This is a genomic window from Kitasatospora sp. NPDC051853, assembly GCF_044452665.1.
Taxonomy (GTDB): Bacteria; Actinomycetota; Actinomycetes; order Streptomycetales; family Streptomycetaceae; genus Kitasatospora.
Genome location: NZ_JBITBY010000010.1, coordinates 173,052 through 195,088, shown reverse-complemented (window position 1 = coordinate 195,088; position 22,037 = coordinate 173,052). Strand labels below are relative to the sequence as shown.

The window sequence follows — 22,037 nt, the reverse complement described above, 5'->3', positions numbered from 1 at the left end:
GGAGTTGTGAGTCACATGACGGATGGTGCGTACGACTACGACGTGGTCGTGGTCGGGTCGGGCTTCGGCGGGTCGGTCTCCGCGCTGCGGCTGACCGAGAAGGGCTACAAGGTCGCGGTACTGGAGGCCGGCCGGCGGTTCGGCCGGGACGAGCTGCCGAAGACCTCCTGGGACACGAAGAACTACCTCTGGGCCCCCGCCCTCGGGCTGTACGGCATCCAGCGGATCCACCTGCTGGCCAACGTGCTGATCCTGGCCGGCGCGGGGGTCGGCGGTGGCTCGCTGAACTACGCCAACACCCTGTACGTGCCGCCGGAGCCGTTCTTCCAGGACCGCCAGTGGGCCCACATCACCGACTGGCAGGAGGAGTTGGCGCCCTTCTACGACCAGGCCAAGCGGATGCTCGGGGTCCGCGAGAACCCGACCATGACCCCCTCCGACGTCCACCTCAAGGACGCCGCCGAGCGGATGGGCGTCGCGGACACCTTCCACATGGCCCCGGTCGGCGTCTTCTTCGGCGACGGCAAGGACGCCGAGGGCGAGGCCAAGGTCTCCCCGGGCGCCGAGGTCGAGGACCCGTACTTCGGCGGGGCCGGGCCCCGGCGGCGGGCCTGCACCGAGTGCGGCGAGTGCATGACCGGCTGCCGCCACGGCGCCAAGAACATGCTCACCGAGAACTACCTCTACCTGGCCGAGCGCAACGGCGCCGAGATCCACCCGCTCACCACCGTGGAGCGGCTGCGCCCCCACGGCGAGGGCTTCGCGGTGGACGTGCGGCGCACCAACTCCCGCTCCAGGGACCGGGTGGCGGCCGGCGCACGGACCATCACCGCGGCCAAGGTGGTGGTCGCGGCCGGGACGTACGGCACCCAGACGCTGCTGCACAGGATGCGCGACCGGGGCTTCCTGCCCGGCATCTCCGCCAAGCTGGGCGAGCTCACCCGCACCAACTCCGAGGCGCTGGTGGGGGCCTCGACCACCGACCGGCGCTACGGCGAGCGCGTCGACTTCACCAAGGGGGTGGCGATCACCTCCTCCATCCACCCGGACGCCAACACCCACATCGAGCCCGTCCGCTACGGCAAGGGCTCCAACGCGATGGGCGCCCTCTCGGTGCAGCAGGTCAGCGGCGAGGGCCGCGGGCCGCGCTGGCTGCGCTACGCGGTGACCGCCGCCCGGCACCCGTGGATCTTCGCGCTCTCGATGAACCAGCACCGCTGGTCGGAGAAGACCATCATCGGCCTGGTGATGCAGTCGCTGGACAACTCGATCACCGTCTCGCTGAAGAAGGACGGCCTCGGCAAGGGCAAGCTGACCTCCCGTCAGGGCCACGGCGCGCCCAACCCCACCTGGATCCCGGCCGCCGAGCAGGGCGCCAACGCGCTGGCCGCCTCCATCAACGGCTTCGCCGGGAGCTCGGTCGGCGAGATCTTCGACATCCCGATGACCGCGCACTTCCTCGGCGGCTGCCCGATCTCGGACCGCCCGGAGGAAGGGGTGGTCGACCCGTACCACCGCCTCTTCGGCCACCCCGGGATCAGCGTGGTCGACGGCTCGGCGGTCTCCGCCAACCTCGGGGTCAACCCCTCGCTCACCATCACCGCGCAGGCCGAGCGGGCCATGTCGATGTGGCCGAACAAGGGCGAGGCCGACCCGCGCCCGGAGCAGGGCGAGGCCTACCGCCGGGTGACGGCCGTCGCCCCGGCCGCGCCCGCGGTGCCGAAGGGTGCCTTCGGCGAACTGCTGCTGCCGGTGCCGGAGGTGCCGAAGAAGCGCTCGTGAGCGAACCGGGTCGGCCCGGCACGGTTGACACCCCGTCAGCGCCGGTGGGATAAACCCCCTCGAAGAGGGGGCGAGATGGCGATCTGCACGACCTGCGGGGCGGCCTCGGCGATGGGGACGGCACACTGTGCCGCCTGCGGGGCCGCCTTCGCCGCGGCCGCGCCGGACACCGGACCGGCGATCGGCGAGGTGGAGTTCGAGGGCGGCCGTCAGGAACCCGGCCCCCCGGGGCGCTGGGGCGGCGGCCGGGAGGTGGCGCCCCGCCGGTGGGACGACGCCCTGGAGCTGGTGACCGGTCCGGGCTGGCTGCCCGTGCTCCGGGTGGTGGCCGCCACCACCGGACTGCTCCTGCTGTTCGGCCTGCTGGCCGCCGTCGCCCTGGCCGGCCTGGACGACCCGGCGGTCGGGACCGGCTTCGGGGTCACGGGCCCGTCGGACCGGTACGGCGTGGGGCTGGCCGCCGCGCTCACCGCGTTCGGCGGGTCGCTGAGCTCGATCGGCAGCTCCGGCCCGTCGGAGACCGCACTGGTCGTCCGCCTGGTGCCGCTGACCGGCACGGTGCTCTGGGCGCTGCTGTTCGCCTTCGGGCTGCGCCGCTGGGCCGGGCCGACGGTCCGTCAGGCGGTCCGCGCGGGGCTGCTGGCCGTGCCGGCGAGCGGCCTGCTCGCACTGGCCTCCGGGCTCGACCGGACGGCCTCCGGCACGGACGGCCTGGCCCCGGCCGGTCTGCGGACGGTGGTGACGCCGGGCCTGCTCGGGCCGATGGCGGGCACCGCCGTGCTGGCGGCCCTGGTCGGCGGCTGGGTCTGCTGGGGTGCTCCGGCCTTGCGCGAGCGGGCCCCGCTCTGGTCGGCGGCGGTGCCGGCCGCGGCCCGGGGCGCGGCCTCGGCGGTGGGCCTGTCCTCGGTGGTGGCGCTGGTCGTGCTCGCCACCCAGGTGCCGCTGCGCACGGCGTCGGCCGGCCTGCTGGTGCTGCCCAACCTCGGTCTCGCCCTGCTCGCCTTCGGAGGGGGCGCCGGGCTGCGCTCCGCGTTCAGCAGCCCCTACGTCGACGAGGCCGGACGGCAGGGGGAGGACCGGGCGGTCTCGCTCTTCGACCTGGAGGGCCTGTCCGACCTGTGGCTGCTGACCCCGCTGGTGGCGCTGGCCGCGGTGCTGCTGCTCGCCCGGTCGGCGCGCGCCCTGGCCAGGCCGGTCCGGCTGCGGGCGGCCGGGCTGCTCTGGGCCGGCCTCGCCCTGCTGACGGCGGTGGCCGGGCTGCGCTACGAGACGGTCTACCGGATGGTGCCCGCCGTCGGCGAATCGGCGGAGTCCGTCGTGCTGTCCACCACCGGGTTCGACCTGCCCCCGCTGCTGGTGGTCCATCTGGTGCTGGTGGGGCTGGGCGTGGTGGCGGTGCCCGAACTGCTCGACCGCCTCGGCGGGCGCGACCGGCCGGCGGCACCGGCCCCGCCGGCCGGGCCGGGCCCGGCGGAGGACGACCCGACGGGGCTGGAGCTGACCGCCTCCGGGTACCTGCCGCCGCAGGGCGGCGAGGTGCTGGACTTCGGGAAGCGCTGAACCGGGCGGTGCCGGACCGGGCGGCGCCGAACGGGGCGGTGCCGGACGGCGGTGCCGGAACGGGCAAAGGGCCCCGCGGGGGAACGGGGCCCTTTGTCGTTCAGCACGCGGCGTCAGGGCGGCGCCGGTGCTGGGTGACGGCGCCGGGGGATGAGCGCCGTCTCGGAGAGATGGTCATGGGTGCGGAGCGGTCGGCCATGACGGAGCGTGATCATCCGGCTGGCGTCGGGGCGACCTCCACATCCAGCATCGTGCTGGACGGAGCCCCGGCTCTGCAACCGGTTCGACGCAGTTCGGTACAGTCCGGCGCGTACTTTCCGGGGCGGGCGTACCCTGTCCGACGGTTCGGAGACGGTCGAACGCCGGTGGTTACCGACCCGTTGGTCGACTACTGTCCGTAGTACTGGCACGCCGGGACGGGCGTGCGGAGGTACGGCGGCCGTCCCCGGCGTCCCGGGAGTCGCCCGCCGCACCTCCTTCACCGTTTTTCAGTCGTGCCCGGCCCGGCTGTCCCCTGCCGGTCCGGCCACTCCCACCCGCGCACGGTCCCACGGCGGGCCGCCCCGTTCGGGGGCGGCGGCGCCACGCGCGCCGGTGGACTGAAGAGAGATCCACGCGCATGGTTCGGTGTCCGCGCCGTCCGGCCCGCCCCTGGCCGGGGCGGCCCGCGTGGTGCGGTCGATGGGTGCAACGATCCTGCCGTGACGCCGGTCACGGCCCGCGGTCCGGGCAAGCGGGTGAAACGGCGCCGACCCCCTGCCCGGTAGAATCGGCTCCGACACCCCCACATAACTGCCGGAAGGCCGTCTGTGTCCTCTGCTACTCCCGACCTGTCCGCCGCCGAGCTCGACACCGTGCTGGTCGTCGACTTCGGCGCCCAGTACGCCCAGCTCATCGCCCGTCGGGTGCGTGAGGCCCGGGTCTACAGCGAGATCGTGCCGTCCACCATGCCGGTGGCCGAGATGCTCGCCAAGAACCCGAAGGCGATCATCCTCTCCGGTGGCCCGTCCTCGGTCTACGAGGAGGGCGCGCCCCGCCTGGACCGTGCGATCTTCGAGGCCGGCGTCCCGGTCTTCGGCATGTGCTACGGCTTCCAGCTGATGGCCATCACCCTCGGCGGCACCGTGGACAACTCCGGTGCCCGCGAGTACGGCCGCACTCCGCTGCACGTCTCCAAGTCCGGCTCCACCCTGTTCGAGGGCACCCCGGCCGAGCAGTCGGTGTGGATGTCGCACGGCGACGCCTGCTCCGCCGCCCCCGAGGGCTTCACCGTCACCGCCTCCACCGACGTGGTGCCGGTCGCCGCCTTCGAGGACGACGAGCGCAAGCTCTACGGCGTCCAGTACCACCCCGAGGTGCTGCACTCGACCCACGGTCAGCAGATCCTCGAGCACTTCCTCTACCGCGGCGCGGGCATCGCCCCGACCTGGACCACCACCAACGTGGTGGAGGAGCAGGTCAACGCGATCCGCGAGCAGGTCGGCACCAAGCGCGCCATCTGCGGCCTCTCCGGCGGCGTGGACTCGGCCGTCGCGGCCGCGCTGGTGCAGCGGGCCATCGGCTCCCAGCTCACCTGCGTGTACGTGGACCACGGTCTGATGCGCAAGGGCGAGACCGAGCAGGTCGAGAAGGACTTCGTCGCCGCCACCGGCATCCAGCTCAAGGTGGTCGACGCCCAGGAGCGCTTCCTGACCGCGCTGGCCGGGGTCACCGACCCCGAGGAGAAGCGCAAGATCATCGGCCGGGAGTTCATCCGGGTCTTCGAGCAGGCCCAGGCCGAGATCATCGCCGAGGCGGGTGAGCACGGCGAGGAGGTCGAGTTCCTCGTCCAGGGCACCCTCTACCCGGACGTGGTCGAGTCCGGCGGCGGCACCGGCACCGCGAACATCAAGTCGCACCACAACGTCGGCGGCCTCCCCGAGGACCTGCAGTTCAAGCTCATCGAGCCGCTGCGCCAGCTGTTCAAGGACGAGGTCCGGATGGTCGGCCAGGAGCTCGGCCTGCCGGAGGAGATCGTCCAGCGGCAGCCGTTCCCGGGCCCGGGCCTGGGCATCCGGATCGTCGGCGAGGTCACCAAGGAGCGCCTGGACCTGCTCCGCGACGCGGACGCCATCGCCCGCGAGGAGCTCACCAAGGCCGGCCTGGACCGCGAGATCTGGCAGTGCCCCGTGGTGCTGCTGGCCGACGTCCGCTCGGTCGGCGTGCAGGGCGACGGCCGCACCTACGGCCACCCGATCGTGCTCCGTCCGGTCTCCTCCGAGGACGCCATGACGGCCGACTGGTCGCGCCTGCCGTACGAGACCCTGGCCCGGATCTCCACCCGGATCACCAACGAGGTCAAGGACGTCAACCGCGTCGTGCTGGACTGCACCAGCAAGCCGCCGGGCACCATCGAGTGGGAGTGACCTCCCGCCTCGGTTGAACGACCGCGCCGCCGCCCCCGACCGCATCGGGGGCGGCGGCGCGGTCGTTTGCTCCAGGGGGCCGTGCCCCCGAATCGGGCCCGCAGCGGGCAGAATCGGACCGGACCCGTCAGGAGTTGACGGGCCGTGAGCGAAGGGTGTCGGCGATGGCGGTGGGGCTGAGCGGGCCGGAACGTCCGGGCAGAGCCGAACGGGCAGCCCAGCGCCGGGAGTTGGCGACCCGGTACGCGCTGCTGCCGCTCCGGCTGTTCCTCGGGGTGACCTTCGTCTACGCCGCCCTGGACAAACTGGCCGACCCGCACTTCCTGGCCGGGGCGGCGGACAGCGCCTCCTTCGTCGCGCAGACCACCGCCGCCAAGGCGAGCAGCCCGATCGGCTGGGCGCTCGGCCCGGCGCTGGACGCGCCCACCTTCTCCGCGCTGGCCATCGCCTTCGGCGAGCTGGCGGTCGGCCTCGGCACGCTCTTCGGCCTCTGGGGGCGGCTGGCCGCGGCCGGCGGCGCGGCGCTCAGCCTGAGCCTGTGGCTCACCGTCAGCTGGAACACGTCCCCGTACTACTACGGCAACGACCTGGCGTACCTGATGGCCTGGACCCCGCTGCTGCTGGCCGGCACCCCCTACCTCTCGGTGGACGGCTACCTGGCCGCCCGGGCCGGGCGGGACCGGCGCCGGGGCCTGACGGAGGACCAGGTCGGCCGCCGGGCGCTGGTGGACGGGGGGATCGCGGCGGTCGCGCTCGGCGGGGCCGGGCTGCTGGCCGGCTCGCTGACCGCCACCTTCGGGCGGGACGAGCTGCCCGCCACCGCGGCCGCGCCCGCGCCGCTGCCGACCGGCTCGGGGAGCCCGTCCGCAGGTGCGTCCGCGAGTGCGTCCGGGGGCGCCGGGGTCACGGTGCCCGCCGCCTCGGTGCCGGTGGGCGGATCGGCCAAGGTCAAGGACCCGGCCACCGGGGACGCGCTCTACGTGGTGCAGCCCAAGGCCGGCCAGTACTGCGCCTTCTCCTCGATCTGCACCCACTCGGGCTGCGCGGTGGACGCCCCGAAGGACAACCAGATGTACTGCCCGTGCCACGGCTCCCGCTTCGACGCCACCACCGGGGCGGTGCTCAACGGGCCGGCCACCAAGCCGCTGCCGAAGTTCGCGGTCACCAAGAAGGGCGACCAGCTGGAGCTGGGCGCGCAGCAGAAGGCCTGACGGTCAGTCGGAGGAGGAGCGGACCTCCGGGGCCTCCCGGGCCGTGCGGATCCGGCGCAGCTCCCGGGAGCGGCGGGTCATCGCCGTGACCGCGCCGATCACCGCGGCCCCGCCCAGCACCAGGAAGGTCAGCGGCAGCACCACCCGCCCGCTCACCTCCCGGCCGTTCAGCGAGGCGACCAGGCAGAGCACCGCCAGGGTGCCGAAGAGCAGGCCCGCGATCAGCGAGAACGGGTCGAGCGGGTGCTTCCTCACGACTGCACCACCTGGAGGTCGCCGAGGCCCACGGACAGGGTGAGGTCGAGCGTCCCCCGGGACGGCCGGCCGTTGGTCGGGTGCAACTGGTACTCCACGTGGTTGCCTGCCCCGGCGGACAGGTGGCGGTCGGTGACCTGGATCTCGCCCAGGCCGTTGGTCAGGGTCAGCCGGACCTCCACGTCGCCCGGCACGGTCACCCGCATGTCGCCGGCGCCGAGCTTGGCCGAGGTGGTCACGGTGGTGCCCGCGGGGTCGAAGTCGGTGAGGTCGAGCTTCAGGTCGCCCAGGCCCAGGGTGTACTCGGGCTTCACCTCGGCCACCGAGGTGGGCGCCCAGTAGCGGTCCCCGGCACTGCTCGCCAGCTTGAAGTCCGAGCCGGTGGTGGCGGTCAGCAGGACCACCAGCAGCGCCGCGGGTACGGCCAGGCCGCGGGCCCGGCCGAACTTGGCGCCGATCAGCAGGGCCAGCCCGAGCCCGGCCAGCGCGGCGGCCAGCACGGTGGAGAGCAGTACCATCCCGCCCTGACGCTCCGTCACCCACCAGGCCAGCGCACCGCCCGCGGCGGCCATCAGCAGGCCCAGCAGCGGCAGCACGTTCGGCCCCCGGCGGACCGCCCGGTCCGGGGCGAAGGGGTGGGCGGGCGGCAGCGGCGGCTCCTCGGGGGAGGCGTCGGCCTTGCGCAGCGGGTCGCCCTCCGGCAGGTCGGTCCGCTGCCACCAGGGCCGGGCCGGGGCGCCGGGCGGGGGCGTGGCGCCGTACGGGTTGCGCTCCGGGTGGCGCGGGTCCCAGAGGTAGCCGCTCGGGCCGGCCGGCGGGGTGTCGGGGTGGGCCGGGGGGGTGTGCCGGGCGTGGGCGAAGGCGGTGCGCACCGTCTCCTCGTGGGTCTGCCAGGCCTCCTTCACCTGCTGCTCGGCCTGGTCCCACCAGGAGCGGTCCCCGGACGGGTCGTTGACGGTGCGCCAGCCGGGCGCGGCGCCGGTGGCGTCGTACGGGTGACCGGTCTCGTCGGTCAGCCGGTCGTACGGGCCGCCGCGGCCCCGGCGGCGGCCGCGCCGGCGGGGGTGGCGGCGGCGCTCCGGGTCGTACCGGACCGCCAGCAGCACCAGGCCGCCGAGCAGCAGGATCGGGAAGAGCTGGTCGCCGTCGCCCATCGAGGAGAAGAAGACACCGGTGCCGATCACGGTGAGCAGCACCGCGCCGATCGACTGGCCGTCCACCCGGCCGGTCAGCACGCGCTGCAGCTCGGTCCGGCCGGCCTGGCCGGACTCCGGCTCGCGCGGCACGATCAGCCAGGCCAGGCCGTACAGGAAGAGGCCGAGTCCGCCGGAGAGGCAGAGCACCGCCGTGACCACGCGGAACACCACCGGGTCGATGTCCAGGTGGCGGCCCAGGCCTCCGCACACGCCGGCCACCACCCGGTGCCTCTCGCTCCGGGTGAGCGGCGGGCGGGGCGGCTGCTCCGGCCCGGTGGGGGCGTCGGGCCCCGGCACGGTGGTCTGCTCGTCGGTCATGCCCCACATCCTGGTCCTTGTGCGGCCGCAGCCCAACCGGTGCGGGCCCGGTGCGGACCCTGATCTGTCCCTGAGACGGGTTCGGGGTGGCACCCTGATGCGCGCGGGGGCGCGCGCGTGTGACCATTCGGGGCGTGGCAGCCCCCGGTACCGATCCCAGAGCCCTCGACGGCCCCTACCCCGCTGACGGCGGGTCAGGTGACGGCGACGTCGAACGCCCGCCGTACCGGCGCCTCTACCGCAGCCGGCACGGCCGGATCCTCGGCGGGGTCGCGCACGGCCTGGCGGTCCACCTCGGGCTGCCGGTGACCTGGGTACGGGTCGCCTTCGTGCTGCTGTTCTTCGCCCAGGGCATCGGGGTGCTGCTGTACGCGGCGTTCTGGTTCGTGGTGCCGATCGGCATCGGCGAGCCGGCCGGCGGCGGGCCGCGCTGGCTGTACGTCAACGGCCGCTTCGTGCCGGCCGACGCGGTGGTCGGCGGCGAGGAGCTGAGGAAGGGGCGGCCGGCCCGGCTCGGGCGGCTGCGCGAGCTGCTCCAGCGCACCTTCCACGGCGAGGCGGCGGTGCAGGCCGGGGCGGCCGAGGAGCGGACCGGTGCCGCCCCGCGCGGCGGGCTCGGCCAGGTCTTCGCGCTGCTCGGCCTGGTGGTCGGCATCATGGCGCTGCTCAGCGCGCTGAACATCCAGCCGGCCAAGCCGTACGTCTGGCCGCTGCTCACCATCGGGGTCGGCGTCGCGCTGGTCTGGCGGCAGGCCGACGACTCCCGCTGGCAGCGCTGGTTCGGCATCGAGGAGGGCACCCGGCGGCGGGCCGCGTACACCAGGATCGGCGCCGGGGTGCTGCTGGTGGTGGCCGGCACGGTGGCCTTCCTGATCCTGCAGGGCAACGGCTCCACCATCGCCTCGGTGGTGGAGGCCTCGCTCGCGGTGCTGGCCGGGGTGCTGGTGCTGGTCGGCCCGTACGCGCTGCGGATGTGGCAGGACCTGGGTGCCGAGCGGACCGCCCGGATCCGGGCCCAGGAGCGGGCCGAGATCGCCGCGCACGTGCACGACTCGGTGCTGCACACCCTCACCCTGATCCAGCGCAACGCCGACGACGCCAAGGAGGTGCTGCGCCTGGCCCGGGCGCAGGAGCGGGAGTTGAGGCTCTGGCTGTACCGCCCGGAGGCCGCCGCCGAGGCCGCGCCGGACACCCTGGCCGAGCGGATCCGCTCGGTGGTGGCCGAGGTCGAGGACCTGCACGGGGTCGCGGTCGAGCTGGTCTGCGTCGGCGACTGCCCGATGGACGAGCGGATCTCGGCGCAGATGCAGGCCGCGAGGGAGGCGATGGTCAACGCCGCCAAGTACGGTGGCGGTGGGCCGGTCCAGGTCTACGCCGAGGTGGAGGGGCGGACGGTGTCGGTCTTCGTCCGTGACCACGGCCCCGGCTTCGACCCGGACGACGTGCCCGAGGACCGGATGGGCGTACGGGAGTCGATCATCGGCCGGATGAAGCGCAACGGCGGCACCGCCAAGGTGCGGCCCGCGCCGGACGGCGGGACCGAGGTCGAGCTGGAGATGGAGAGGGCAGATGACTGACGCAGTGTCGGCTACGGGGGCGGCGGAGCCGGAGCGGCGGGCCCGGGTGGTGCTGGTGGACGACCACCGGATGTTCCGCACCGGGGTCCGGGCCGAGATCGGCCGGACCGAGCTGACCGGCATCGACGTGGTGGGGGAGGCCGACGACGTCGAGTCGGCGGTCCGGGTGGTCGCCGAGACCAGGCCGGACGTGGTGCTGCTCGACGTCCACCTGCCCGGCGGCGGCGGGGTCGAGGTGCTGCGGCGCTCCGCCCCGGTGATGTCCGACCCGAACGGGGTCCGCTTCCTGGCGCTCTCGGTCTCGGACGCCGCCGAGGACGTGATCGGCGTGATCCGCGGCGGTGCCCGCGGCTACGTGACCAAGACCATCACCGGCACCGACCTGGTCAACGCGGTCTTCCGGATCGCCGACGGCGACGCGGTCTTCTCGCCCCGGCTGGCCGGCTTCGTGCTGGACGCCTTCGCCGCCACCGACACCCCGCCGGTGGACGAGGACCTGGACCGGCTGACCCAGCGCGAGCGCGAGGTGCTGCGGCTGATCGCCCGCGGCTACGCGTACAAGGAGATCGCCAAGCAGCTCTTCATCTCGGTGAAGACGGTGGAGTCGCACGTCTCGGCGGTGCTGCGCAAGCTCCAGCTGAGCAACCGTCACGAACTGACCCGCTGGGCCACCGCGCGCCGGCTGGTCTGAACCCGTACGGCCACGAACCGGCCCCCCCGGAGCTGCTCCGGGCAGCGCCCCGGGGGCCGGGTGGGCAGGCCAGGGGGGTCGGCGGGGCCGAGACCCGGGGGCGGCCCGGGCGCCGGGAGGGCCGGAGGTGGCCCGGGCGGGCCGGCCGGAGGCGGTCACCGCCCAGTGCTGGAGCGGCGGACGCCGATGTCCTGGCGGGCACTCAGCCGGACGGCGTCACCGGCCCGGGCCGGACCGACGAGTTGGGTACGTAGGTTCATAATCCTCTCAAGCGGTCTGTAGGGTTGCGGCGTTCCCAACGGGCATGCCGTTTTCCGGCCGGCCGCGGTGGAGAGTCCAATACCTCCCGGACCTGAGAGTCGCATCGATGTCATCCATCACGTCCGCGTCGGACGACCGGCAGATCGCTGTCCACGCATCCGACCGGACCACCGCCCCGGAGGCCCCCGCGCCCGTCAAGCGTCCGCGCCTGTACGTGCTCGACGGCCTCCGGCTGATCGCCGCCCTCGGCGTCGTGATGTGGCACTGGGTCGGCGTCGAGCGGTTCCCGGCCGTCTGGCACGGCAAGCCGAGCGAGCTGATGCCGACCGCGCACCTGGTCGGTGCGTACAGCTGGACCGGTGTCGAGCTGTTCTTCCTGATCAGCGGTTTCGTCATCTGCATGTCCTGCTGGGGTCGCTCGGTCGGTGACTTCGTCACCTCCCGGGTGGTACGGCTGTTCCCCGCATACTGGGTCTGCGTGTTGGCCACGGCGGCCTGCCTGCTGGTGGTGCCGACCATCTGGGGCGACAACACGCACCGCCCGACGCTGTCGCGGATCCTGACCAACCTGAGCATGGTCAACATGCCGCTCGGGGTGGACAACCTGGACCCGGTCTACTGGACCCTCTGGGCGGAGCTCCGGTTCTACCTGCTGTTCGGCATCATGGTGGCGATCGGCCTGACCTACCGCCGGGTGCTGGCGTTCTGCGGGATCTGGGGCGTCTTCGCGCTGCTGGCCGCGCAGGTGAACATCCCGCTGCTGACCGCGATCGTCCAGCCCGTCTACGCCTGGTACTTCATCGCCGGCATCGCGATCTTCCTGATGTACCGCTTCGGCGCCAACCTGCTGCTCTGGGGCATCGTCGGATTCTGCTGGCTGATGGCCCAGGACAGCTTGCGCGGCGTGGTCGGCGGCTACGAGTACGGTGCCGAGCACAGGCTCTCCTGGTCGCTCACCCTGGCCTGCACCACCATCGCCTTCGCTGTGGTGATCGCCGCCGCGCTCGGCGTCTTCGACCGGATCCAGTGGAAGTGGCTGACGGTGGCGGGTGCCCTCACCTACCCCGTCTACCTGCTGCACCAGGAGATCGGGTGGCAGCTGATCACCCGGATCCGGCCGCACCTGGACCCGTACCCGACGCTCGCGGTGGTGACCGCAGTCATGCTGTTCGCGGCCTACCTGGTGCACCGTCTGGTGGAGCGTCCGCTCGCCCCGCTGATGAAGCGGAAGATGGATGCCTCGTTCGCCCAGGTCCGTGCCGACGAGGCGCCGGGCGGTGCGCGGCGCCGCAAGGGATGACCGACCGGTCGGGCCCGATCGACACATTGTTCCCATCCGATCCACGTCAGTGAGCCAGAGAGACTCTTGATGACCGCCACCCCCCCGGCTTCCGTGACCGATCGTCAGGACCGGACCTCCGGCGAGCCGCACCGCGGCCGGCCGCAGCAGGCCCGCATCCAGGTGCTGCTCAACCGCACGGTCTGGCTCTGGCCGGCCCTGCTCACGCTCTTCCTCGGTATCAGGGGGAGCTGGCGTCCGCAGCCCTGGCGCGACGAGTACGCGACCTGGAGCGCGGCCACCCGCAGCACGGGTGACCTGCTGGAGATGTTGCAGCACGTGGACGCCGTCTCCGGCGCCTACTACTTGCTGATGCACGGCTGGGTGGGCCTCTTCGGGGACTCCCCGACGGCACTCCGGCTGCCTTCGGCACTCGCGCTGACCGGTGCGGTGGTCTTCGTCTCGCTGACCGCGCGCCGGCTGTTCGGCCTGCGGTCGGGGCTGATCGCAGGCCTGCTCTTCGCGGTGCTGCCGACGGTCTCCCGGTACGCCCAGGAGGCCCGCTCCTACGCCTTCGTGATACTCGCGGTGGCGGCCGCCACCTGGTTCCTCTACCGGGCGCTGGAGCGGCCGACCTGGCTGCGCTGGCTGCCGTACGCGGTGTCGGTGTCGGCGGCCGGGCTGTTCCACATGGTCTCGCTGGTCTTCCTCTCCGCCCACACCGTGGTGGTCGCCACGCACTGGTGGAAGGAGCGCCGCAAGGGCCTGCTGTTCGGCTTCCCGGTCGCGGTGGCGGTCGCCATGCTGCCCATGATCCCGCTGGTGCTGCTCGGCCGTGAGCAGGCCAAGCGGCAGATCGGCTGGCTGCCCGCGCCGGACCTGAACACCTTCGTCGACTACTGGCACAACATGTTCGGCTCGGCCCTGGTCAGCGCCTGCGTGCTGGCACTGGCCGCGATCCCGGCCGGCTGGGCCAAGGGCCGCCGCCCGGCCTTCGAGATCGGCCTGATGGCGGCGCTGCCGATCCTGCTCACCTGGTTCATCTCGCAGGGCCAGACCGCGTACTTCTTCGACCGCTACCAGCTCTACACCGTGCCCGCCTGGGCGATCCTGGCCGGTGCCGGGCTCGGGAAGATCCAGCCGCGCTTCCTCGGCGTGGTCGGCCTGGTGTTCGTCGCGCTGATCGGCCTGCCGGACCAGGAGAAGCTGCGCACCGTCACGGCGCACGAGCACACCAACGGCAAGGCCGCCGCGAAGATCATCGCGGACGGCTACAAGCCGGGCGACGGCTTCGCGCCGGTCCGCGGCGAGAAGTCCTGGGCGATGACCGACCTGGAGATCGACTACTACCTGCCGGACAAGGTCGAGCTCAAGGACGTCTTCGCGGCCAAGACCGCGCTGCAGAAGGACGACCTCTACGCCGACGCCTGCCCGCAGCCGGCCTCCTGCCTCAACGGGGTCAACCGGGTCTGGGTGGTCACCCTCGGCGAGGGCGACGACCCGTACGCCGACCTGCCGAAGGGCGAGGCGGACGCCCTGAAGGCCGGGTACAAGGTCACCCAGGTGAAGCACGTCCGCGGTCTGACCGTCTCGCTGTCGGAACGCAAGTAGGTCCTTCCGGGGGACAACGGGTGAACTCCGCCGGTCGCTTCCGGCGGAGTTCACCGGCCGGGCCCATTCCGGTTGGGACGTACGGGAACTGACGGCATGATGGATCTTGTGTCCATCGAGTCCCGGCAGTCGCACCGTGCCCCCGAGGCCTTGGTGCCCCAGGTGTCCACCGATCCGGTCGCGCCCGAGGGGAAGCGCCCAGGCTTCCGGGCCAGGCTCCGCGCCGCGCTCCGGTACGCGGCCCCGGCCCTGCTCGGCTACCTGGCCGTCCGGGCGGTCGGCATCCTGGTGATGGTCGTCTGGGGCGCCCGGCGCGGAACGGGCGGGCTGCACCGGCTCGCCACCATGTGGGACGCCGACTGGTACCAGGACCTCGCGCTGCACGGCTACGCCGGGTCCGTCCCGGTGCCCGGGCCGCACGGCCCGTACGAGGCCTACGCCTTCTTCCCGCTCTACCCGGCCCTGATCCGGCTGGCCGACCTGCTCACCCCGCTGAGCGTGCAGTACGCCGCGCTGCTGGTGGCCTGGGCCGCCTCGCTGGCCGCCGCCTGGGGGATCTTCGCGGTCGGCGCCCACCTCTACAACCGCCGCGTCGGCGTGCTGGCCGCGGTGCTCTGGGGGATCCTCCCGCTGGCCGTGGTGGAGAGCGCGGCCTACTCCGAGCCGCTCTTCACCGCCCTCGCCGCCTGGGCGGTGTACGCCGCGGTGCGGCGGCACTGGGTCCTGGCCGGGACCCTCACGCTGGTCGCCGGGCTGACCAGGCCGACCGGGATAGCGCTGGCCGCCGCCGTCTCCTGCGCCGCGCTCTGGGAACTGCTGGTCCGCCGGGGCGGGTGGCGGGCGGCCCTCGGGGCGGTGCTCGCCCCGCTCGGCTTCCTCGGGTTCCTCGGCTGGGTCGGCCTGGTGAAGGGGCGCTGGGACGCGTACTTCCGCGTGCAGGACGCCTGGGAGTCGCACTTCGACTTCGGCCGCAGCACCGTCCACAGCCTGGCGAAGATGCTGACCAGCAGTCACCAGGTCTGGCTGGCCGAGGTGGTGGTGGCCGGGGTGCTCGCGGCGAGCGTGGTGCTGTTCGCGGTCTCGGTCGCGCAGCGGCAGCCGCCGGTGCTGCTGCTCTACGGCGCGGCGATGCTCGTGCTGGCGCTCGGCGACGCCGCGTACTTCAACTCGCGGGCCCGCTTCCTGCTCCCGGCCTTCGGCCTGCTGCTGCCGCTGGCGGCCGGGCTGGCCCGGATCCGCAGCCGGGTCTCGCTGCTGCTGCTGATCGGGGCGGGGGCGCTCTGCTCGGCCGTGTACGGGGGCTTCCTGGCCTTCGTCTACACCAACGCCTCGTAGCGGGCGCGGGTGCGGGCGCGGGTGTGTGGGGGCGGGGGCTCGTGCGGTTCGCGGATTCCGGCGGGGCTGTCGGCGGGTGGTCATAGACTCGGAGGGCCATGAGTAGCCTCTTTGACGACCTTCCGCTCCCCGGCTTCGAGCTTCCATCCGCCACCGGGTCGCAGCACTCCTCCGACGACGAGCCGCCGGCCGGCGAGTACGGGGAGGAGCCGCCGGGGTACGGGGAGGAGCCGCCGTACGAGGAGGCGATCCCGGACGGGCTGTTCGACACCGACCACGCGGCGGAGGCCGAGCGGGACGCCTGGTACCGCAACGGCGCGGCCCGGACGGTGGTCGACCCGGCGCAGCTGCTGGAGGGGATGAACGACCCGCAGCGGGACGCCGTGGTGCACGCCGGGTCGCCACTGCTGATCGTGGCGGGAGCGGGCTCGGGCAAGACCCGGGTGCTGACCCACCGGATCGCGTACCTGCTGGGTGCCCGCGGGGTGCAGCCGGGCGAGATCCTGGCGATCACCTTCACCAACAAGGCCGCCGGCGAGATGCGCGAGCGGGTCGAGGCGCTGGTCGGACCGCGGGCCAAGGCGATGTGGGTGTCCACCTTCCACAGCGCCTGCGTGCGGATCCTGCGCCGGGAGAGCAAGCTGCTCGGCTTCACCTCGAGCTTCTCGATCTACGACTCGGCGGACTCGCAGCGGCTGATGGCCCTGGTCTGCCGTGACCTGGACCTGGACCCGAAGCAGTTCCCGCCGAAGTCCTTCACCGCGAAGATCAGCAACCTGAAGAACGAGCTGATCGACGAGGAGACCTACGCCGACCAGGCCGCCAACCCGATGGAGAAGAAGCTCGCCGAGGCGTACTTCCTCTACCAGCGGCGCCTGCGCGAGGCCAACGCGCTGGACTTCGACGACATCATCATGACCACGGTGAACCTGCTCCAGGCCTTCCCGGACGTGGCCGAGCACTACCGGCGGCGGTTCCGGCACATCCTGGTCGACGAGTACCAGGACACCAACCACGCCCAGTACATGCTGGTCCGCGAGCTCAGCGGCGGGTCGGTCACCGCCGCCCCCAAGCGGACGGTGGACGGGGAGTACGTGAACCCGGCGGAGGGCCGGCTCGCCGAGGTGCCGCCGGCCGAGCTCTGCGTGGTGGGTGACGCGGACCAGTCGATCTACGCCTTCCGCGGCGCGACCATCCGGAACATCCTCCAGTTCGAGGAGGACTACCCGAACGCGACCACCATCCTGCTGGAGCAGAACTACCGCTCCACCCAGACCATCCTGACCGCCGCCAACGCGGTCATCGAGCGGAACACCAACCGCCGCAAGAAGAACCTCTGGACCGCCGGGGACGACGGCGAGAAGGTGGTCGGCTACGTCGCCGACGACGAGCACGGCGAGGCCCAGTTCATCGCCGACGAGATCGACCGGCTGACGGACGCGGGCGCGGCCCGCCCCGGCGACGTGGCGATCTTCTACCGGACCAACGCCCAGTCGCGCGTCTTCGAGGAGGTGTTCATCCGGGTCGGCCTGCCGTACAAGGTGGTCGGCGGGGTGCGCTTCTACGAGCGCCGCGAGGTCCGGGACGTGCTGGCGTACCTGCGGGTGCTCTCCAACCCCGAGGACACCGTGCCGCTGCGCCGGATCCTCAACGTGCCCAAGCGCGGCATCGGCGAGCGGGCCGAGGCGATGATCGACGCGCTGGCGCAGCGCGAGCGGATCTCCTTCGCCCAGGCGCTGGTGCGGGTGGACGAGGCGTACGGCATGGCCGCGCGCTCGGCCAACGCGGTGAAGAAGTTCAACGACCTGCTGGCCGGGCTGCGTCAGGTGGTCGAGTCGGGCGCGGGCCCGGCCGCGGTGCTGGAGGCGGTGCTGGAGGAGACCGGCTACCTGGCCGAGCTCCAGGCCTCCACCGACCCGCAGGACGAGACCCGGGTGGAGAACCTCCAGGAGCTCGCGTCCGTGGCCCTGGAGTACGAGCAGGACCCGGGCGAGCGGCCGGAGGGCGACGAGGGGCCGCCGGTCGGCTCGTTGGCGGACTTCCTGGAGCGGGTCGCGCTGGTGGCCGACTCGGATCAGATCCCGGACGAGGAGGACGGCGCGGGCGTCATCACGATGATGACCCTGCACACCGCCAAGGGCCTGGAGTTCCCGGTGGTCTTCCTGACCGGCATGGAGGACGGGATCTTCCCGCACATGCGGGCGCTCAACCAGGTCAAGGAGCTGGAGGAGGAGCGGCGGCTGGCCTACGTCGGCCTGACCAGGGCCCGGCAGCGGCTCTACCTGACCCGCTCGGTGCTGCGCAGCGCCTGGGGCCAGCCCTCGTACAACCCGGCCTCGCGCTTCCTGGAGGAGATCCCGGACACCCTGGTGGAGTGGAAGCGGACGGGTGCCTCGGCGGTGCCGGCCTCCCGCGGCTTCTCCTCGTCCTCCGGGAGTCGCAAGTCCGGTGGCGCGGCGGCGAGTTCGCCGAAGGCTGGCTGGGGCCAGTCGGCCCGGCGGGTGACCGAGAAGGAGGTCGTGGCGCTGGCGGTCGGGGACCGGGTGACGCACGACTCCTTCGGGCTGGGCACCGTGGTGGCCACCTCCGGGGTCGGTGACAAGGCGCAGGCGACGGTGGACTTCGGCGGCTCCGGGCGCAAGCAGCTGCTGCTGCGGTACGCGCCGGTGGAGAAGCTCTAGGGGCCGGGTAGGGGTCCGTCAGGTCGGGTAGAGGGCTAGGGTCGGCTCGACCTGCCCCGGGGCTGTGATTTTCCCCTCCCTTGGGGAGGGGTCTCCGCCAACCGGGGTGGGTGGCGCTACCCTCCCCTCAGGTTCAGTTATCGGTGGTTAACCGGAGGCAGTGATGGGTGTGTCAGGGCCGATCCGCGTGGTGGTCGCCAAGCCCGGTCTGGACGGGCACGACCGGGGCGCGAAGGTCATCGCCCGTGCGCTGCGCGACGCCGGCATGGAGGTCATCTACACCGGGCTGCACCAGACGCCCGAGCAGGTGGTGGACACCGCGATCCAGGAGGACGCGGACGGGATCGGGCTGTCGATCCTCTCCGGCGCCCACATGACGCTCTGCGCCCGGGTGATCGAGCTGCTCAAGGAGCGCGACGCGGCCGACATCAAGGTGTTCTGCGGCGGGATCATCCCGGACGAGGACATCGTCGAGCTCAAGCGGATGGGTGTCGCCGACATCTTCACCCCGGGCACCCCCACCCGTGACGTGGTGGCCTGGGTCGCGGCGAACCTGCGCGCAGCGGGCTGAGCCCGACAGGCGGACGGTGAGGGCCTCGGGGCGTCCCCCGGGGCCCTCCGTCATGCTCCGGCGCCCCGGTCCGCCGCGAGTTCGTCGAGCATGGCGGCGCGGAAGCGGAGCGTCTCGGCGAGCCGGGTGAGGGTGTCGGCCCAGGCCGAGTTCGGCGTGGCGGCGGCGGCCAGGGCGGCGACGGCCGGGGCGGTGGCGGGGGAGAGGGCCCGCTCGGTCATGCCCAGCACGCCGCTGTGGCTCCACGGGTACGAGCCGGAGGCGGCTGCCCGCTCCAGGGCGGCGACCACGGCGGTGCTCAGCGGCGGGGTCCACGGGGTGGCGCAGGCGCCGAGCAGCTGGAAGGCCTCGCCCAGGCCGTGCGTCTCGATGAACGCGGCCGTCCAGGCGGCCCGTTCCTCCTCGGGCAGGACGCCGAGCAGGCGGGACGGGACGCCGGTGGCCTGGGCGGCCCGGGTAGCCCCGGCGGTACCGGTGGCACCGGAGGACCGGCCGGACTTCGTACGGGCCCGGTCGGCGAGGCGGGCCAGGGCGCCGGCGGGGCGCGGCGGCGGGCCGAGCAGGGCGCGGGCCCAGTCGGCGTCCCGCTGGCGGACCGCGGCGCGGGCCCACGCCTCGTGGAGGTCCTCCCGCCAGTCGTCGGCCTCCTCCTCGGTGACCGGCAGGCGGAGCAGCTGATCCGGCGTCAGGCCGGTGTCGGCGGTCCAGAGCCGGAGCGGCGCGGCCGCCACGATCTCGCCGAACCACCAGGCCCGCTGCCCGCGCCCGGTGGGCGACTTGGGCGCTATGCCGTCGCGCTGCATCCCGGCGTCGCACTCGACGGGCGGGCGGACGACCAGCCGGTCGGTGGTGCTGTTGGTGGTGTGGGCCGTGGCACGGACGGCGGCGCGGGCGCGTTCGGCCATCCGGGTGGCCAGGGCCGAGCCCGGCAGGGTGGAGAGCAGTTCGGCGGCGGTGGCCCGGACGTTCTTGCTGCGGTCGGTGAGGGCGGCCTCCAGGAAGGCCTCGTCGCCGAGCGACAGGCCCTCGTGCAGGGCGTCCAGGAAGAGCAGCCGGTCCTCGGCGCGCTCGGTGGCCCAGGTGGAGCCGAGCAGGGTCAGCGCGGCGGCCGGGTCGCTCCGGCGCAGCCGGGAGATCAGGCTGACCCGCTCGGCGAACAGGCCCTCCTGCCACAGCCGTTCGTCCGGCTCGGGGGCGAGCTCCTCGGTGACGGTGCGGCCGACGTACTTCCACTCCTGGTTCCGCTCGGCCAGCCAGCGGCCCAGTGGGCCGGTCAGCGCGACCACGTCCGGCCGGAGCTCGCTGCGGGCGCGGGCCGCGTCCAGCAGGGCGGGGACGGCGGCGGCCGGGGCGCGGTAGCCGTGCCCGCGGGCGGCCGTGAGCCACTGCGGGAGCAGCTCGCCGAGGTTGGCCGTGCCGTGGCCGCCGCCGTGCGGGCCGTGGCCGGTCAGCAGGACGGCCAACCGGTGGGCGGCGGCCGGCGAGGGCTCGGGGCGCGGGTCGGGCGCGGCGGGGGCGGGCACCGGCACGGCCGGATCGGCGAGGGCCCCGGCCCGGCGGCGCACGGTGGCCACCGCGGCCAGGTCGAGCAGCGCGGTGGCCGGATCGCTCCGGTCCACCGGCAGGTGGTCGGGGCCGGCGGGCAGCGGGCGGCGGTCGGTGCCGAGCAGGGCGGTGGTGTTCAGCTCCTGCCAGAGGTCGGTGGTCATCTGACCCTCCGTCGGTTCGGGAAGTCGGTCATGCCGGTTGCCCCGGGGGCGCGGGACGTAGGTGGTCACCCTGGGGGCCGCTGGGTGTACGTGGTTGCACCTGGGGGCGCGAGGAACTGCGCGAATCGGAAGGCGGACCGGTGCTAGGTCGGGGCAGGTGAGCCAGTTGCACGTGCTGCCGTTCCCCTGCGCGCCCCGCGGCGGAGCCGCAGATCAGCAGAGCCCCGCGCCCCCAGGGTGACCACCTTCCGCCCGGGCGTCCTTACTGCGTGAGCCCCGTCGGCCCGCCGTCCGGCGACCAGGCGGTGACGGGGGCGAAGCCGCGGTGGCCGTACTCGCCGAAGACGGTGAGGGGGTGGCCGGCGGAGAGGGCGGCGAGGCGCCAGAGGGCGGGCTCGGGGCAGCTGCCGGGACGGACCGGGACGCTGTACCGACCGTCCGTCAGGCGCCAGCCCTCGGGGCCGAGCACGGGCACCACGTCGGTGAGTACGGCCGGCCAGGAGGCCAGCCAGGGGTCGTCGGCGACGGCCCGGCCGTACGCGGCGACGGCCTCGCCCGGGCCGGTGCCGGCGGGCGCCGGGAGCTCCGGCTCGGGTGTGCCGTGGCGGGTGCCGAGCACGGCCCGGAGCGGGCGGGTGCCCGGGTGGAAGGCGAGCTCGGCCTCCAGCAGGTGGCCGGTGGGCAGGGCGAGTTCGGGGGAGCGGCCGGGGGCGCCGAAGGAGAGCAGCAGGGCGTGGCGGCCGGTCTTGGCGCCGCGCAGCCAGGTGCGGCGGGTGGTCAGCCGGTCGTCGGCGGTGTCGCGGCCGCCGAGGACCAGCCAGCGGTCCCGCACCGTCGGCCCGGCGAGCAGCTCGGCGCTGTCGACCGGAACGCCGACCCGGGCGCGGACGGTGGCGGCCAGCTCCTCGGGCAGCTCCTCGGTGCGGGAGGCGGCGCCGGCCAGCAGGTGCAGCAGGGCGTACTCGGAGAGCCGCTCGGCGGTCGGGGCGTAGGCCAACTCCCGTACCTGGGCGGCCAGCCGGGGTGCCTGGGCGTCGACCATCCGGGCCGCCACCTCGTCCCAGCCGCCGGGCTGCTCCTCGGCCAGGCCGTGCCGGACGCGGTCGGCGAGCCGGAGCCTGAGCTCGGCGGCGCCGGCCGAGATCCGCCCGGCGCGGCGGGCCGCGCGGCGGGCGGCGGCGGCCGGATCGGCGGGGGCGGCGGGCGGTGCGGCGCGGCGGGCGGCGGCCTGCTCGCGGGCGTCCAGCCACTCGCCGGCCCAGTCCGGCGGCTCGGCCCCGGTGATCGCCTCGGGGCTGCCGCTCCAGAGCAGCAGCAGGCCGAGGGCGTGCTTGCAGGGGAACTTGCGGCTCGGGCAGCTGCACTTGTAGGCGGGCGTGCCGAGCTCGACGACGGTGCGGTAGGGCGTGGAGCCGCTGCCCTTGCACTGGCCCCAGACCGCTCCGCGCCCGAGGCCGGTGCCGGACCACGGAGCGGGGGAGGAGAGCTTGCCGGCGGCCTTGCGGGAGGGCTGGTCGGGGGCGAGGGAGAGGACGTGTTCGGTGGTCCAACGATCCATGGGGACGACGCTAGGGCGGGGCACTGACAGCCGTTCA

General features: G+C 73.7%; 15 protein-coding genes and 1 pseudogene. 12 read left to right on the top strand and 4 right to left on the bottom strand.

Annotated features, from left to right (window positions below; translation table 11 throughout):
* Positions 1-15: 15 nt before the first annotated feature.
* The 5 genes and pseudogenes from ACIA8O_RS27930 to ACIA8O_RS27910 all read left to right on the top strand — a co-directional run bounded on the left by ACIA8O_RS27930 (position 16) and on the right by ACIA8O_RS27910 (position 6,958).
* The gene (locus ACIA8O_RS27930) at positions 16-1,782 is read left to right on the top strand and encodes a GMC oxidoreductase (RefSeq protein WP_396296744.1); all 1,767 of its coding nucleotides are present in this window, start codon (positions 16-18) and stop codon (positions 1,780-1,782) included.
* 75 nt (positions 1,783-1,857) lie between these two features.
* Positions 1,858-3,342 carry a hypothetical protein gene (locus ACIA8O_RS27925; protein ID WP_396296743.1) on the top strand — a complete coding sequence of 495 codons (1,485 nt, stop codon included), beginning with the start codon at positions 1,858-1,860 and terminating at the stop codon, positions 3,340-3,342.
* Between the two features lie 809 nt (positions 3,343-4,151).
* The gene (gene guaA, locus ACIA8O_RS27920) at positions 4,152-5,747 is read left to right on the top strand and encodes a glutamine-hydrolyzing GMP synthase (protein ID WP_396296742.1); all 1,596 of its coding nucleotides are present in this window, start codon (positions 4,152-4,154) and stop codon (positions 5,745-5,747) included.
* A 164-nt stretch (positions 5,748-5,911) separates the two neighbouring features.
* A pseudogene (locus ACIA8O_RS27915) lies at positions 5,912-6,439 on the top strand (DoxX family membrane protein); the annotation flags it as partial.
* A gap of 33 nt (positions 6,440-6,472) precedes the next feature.
* Entirely contained in the window at positions 6,473-6,958 is a 486-nt protein-coding gene (locus tag ACIA8O_RS27910; RefSeq protein ID WP_396296917.1) for a ubiquinol-cytochrome c reductase iron-sulfur subunit, read from the top strand.
* Positions 6,959-6,961: 3 nt separating this feature from the next.
* On the opposite strand, the gene ACIA8O_RS27905 is transcribed toward ACIA8O_RS27910, so the two are convergent.
* Positions 6,962-7,213, bottom strand: a complete 252-nt coding sequence (locus ACIA8O_RS27905) for a hypothetical protein (RefSeq protein ID WP_396296741.1) — start codon at positions 7,211-7,213, stop codon at positions 6,962-6,964.
* On the bottom strand, positions 7,210-8,727 hold the full coding sequence (locus ACIA8O_RS27900; protein WP_396296740.1) for a PspC domain-containing protein: 1,518 nt from the start codon (positions 8,725-8,727) through the stop codon (positions 7,210-7,212). Before ACIA8O_RS27900 ends, ACIA8O_RS27905 begins: the two co-directional genes overlap by 4 nt.
* Positions 8,728-8,861: 134 nt before the next feature.
* Between ACIA8O_RS27900 and ACIA8O_RS27895 the strand changes: the two genes are divergently transcribed.
* From ACIA8O_RS27895 to ACIA8O_RS27865, 7 genes are all read left to right on the top strand, one after another.
* Complete coding sequence (locus ACIA8O_RS27895) at positions 8,862-10,304, top strand: PspC domain-containing protein (RefSeq protein ID WP_396296739.1); 1,443 nt, start codon at positions 8,862-8,864, stop codon at positions 10,302-10,304.
* Entirely contained in the window at positions 10,297-10,995 is a 699-nt protein-coding gene (locus tag ACIA8O_RS27890) for a LuxR C-terminal-related transcriptional regulator (RefSeq protein WP_396296738.1), read from the top strand. Before ACIA8O_RS27895 ends, ACIA8O_RS27890 begins: the two co-directional genes overlap by 8 nt.
* Positions 10,996-11,362: 367 nt before the next feature.
* Complete coding sequence (locus tag ACIA8O_RS27885; RefSeq protein WP_396296737.1) at positions 11,363-12,556, top strand: acyltransferase family protein; 1,194 nt, start codon at positions 11,363-11,365, stop codon at positions 12,554-12,556.
* A gap of 93 nt (positions 12,557-12,649) precedes the next feature.
* A complete protein-coding gene (locus ACIA8O_RS27880; protein ID WP_396296736.1) occupies positions 12,650-14,146 on the top strand; it encodes a glycosyltransferase family 39 protein in 1,497 nt (498 codons plus the stop codon).
* 96 nt (positions 14,147-14,242) lie between these two features.
* Complete coding sequence (locus ACIA8O_RS27875; protein WP_396296735.1) at positions 14,243-15,481, top strand: hypothetical protein; 1,239 nt, start codon at positions 14,243-14,245, stop codon at positions 15,479-15,481.
* 98 nt (positions 15,482-15,579) lie between these two features.
* Positions 15,580-18,162: a DNA helicase PcrA gene (gene pcrA / locus ACIA8O_RS27870; protein WP_396296734.1), complete on the top strand. Its 2,583-nt coding sequence runs from the start codon at positions 15,580-15,582 to the stop codon at positions 18,160-18,162.
* A gap of 163 nt (positions 18,163-18,325) precedes the next feature.
* Positions 18,326-18,733, top strand: coding sequence for a cobalamin B12-binding domain-containing protein (locus ACIA8O_RS27865; protein ID WP_345286113.1), 408 nt, complete (start codon positions 18,326-18,328; stop codon positions 18,731-18,733).
* Positions 18,734-18,783: 50 nt separating this feature from the next.
* Here ACIA8O_RS27865 and ACIA8O_RS27860 read toward each other — a convergent pair whose 3' ends face one another.
* Together ACIA8O_RS27860 and ACIA8O_RS27855 are read right to left on the bottom strand one after the other, a co-directional pair.
* A complete protein-coding gene (locus tag ACIA8O_RS27860; RefSeq protein ID WP_396296733.1) occupies positions 18,784-20,442 on the bottom strand; it encodes a DUF5691 domain-containing protein in 1,659 nt (552 codons plus the stop codon).
* A gap of 262 nt (positions 20,443-20,704) precedes the next feature.
* Positions 20,705-22,000 carry an SWIM zinc finger family protein gene (locus ACIA8O_RS27855; RefSeq protein WP_396296732.1) on the bottom strand — a complete coding sequence of 432 codons (1,296 nt, stop codon included), beginning with the start codon at positions 21,998-22,000 and terminating at the stop codon, positions 20,705-20,707.
* Between the last annotated feature and the right edge of the window lie 37 nt (positions 22,001-22,037).

Excerpts from the sequence above, each read along its gene's own strand:
- ACIA8O_RS27900 (WP_396296740.1), bottom strand. The coding sequence starts at position 8,727 with ATGACCGACGAGCAGACCACCGTGCCGGGGCCCGACGCCCCCACCGGG.
- ACIA8O_RS27890 (WP_396296738.1), top strand. The coding sequence starts at position 10,297 with ATGACTGACGCAGTGTCGGCTACGGGGGCGGCGGAGCCGGAGCGGCGG.
- ACIA8O_RS27855 (WP_396296732.1), bottom strand. The coding sequence starts at position 22,000 with ATGGATCGTTGGACCACCGAACACGTCCTCTCCCTCGCCCCCGACCAG.
- ACIA8O_RS27865 (WP_345286113.1), top strand. The coding sequence starts at position 18,326 with ATGGGTGTGTCAGGGCCGATCCGCGTGGTGGTCGCCAAGCCCGGTCTG.
- ACIA8O_RS27860 (WP_396296733.1), bottom strand. The coding sequence starts at position 20,442 with ATGACCACCGACCTCTGGCAGGAGCTGAACACCACCGCCCTGCTCGGC.
- ACIA8O_RS27925 (WP_396296743.1), top strand. The coding sequence starts at position 1,858 with ATGGCGATCTGCACGACCTGCGGGGCGGCCTCGGCGATGGGGACGGCA.
- ACIA8O_RS27885 (WP_396296737.1), top strand. The coding sequence starts at position 11,363 with ATGTCATCCATCACGTCCGCGTCGGACGACCGGCAGATCGCTGTCCAC.
- pcrA (WP_396296734.1), top strand. The coding sequence starts at position 15,580 with ATGAGTAGCCTCTTTGACGACCTTCCGCTCCCCGGCTTCGAGCTTCCA.
- ACIA8O_RS27930 (WP_396296744.1), top strand. The coding sequence starts at position 16 with ATGACGGATGGTGCGTACGACTACGACGTGGTCGTGGTCGGGTCGGGC.
- ACIA8O_RS27875 (WP_396296735.1), top strand. The coding sequence starts at position 14,243 with ATGATGGATCTTGTGTCCATCGAGTCCCGGCAGTCGCACCGTGCCCCC.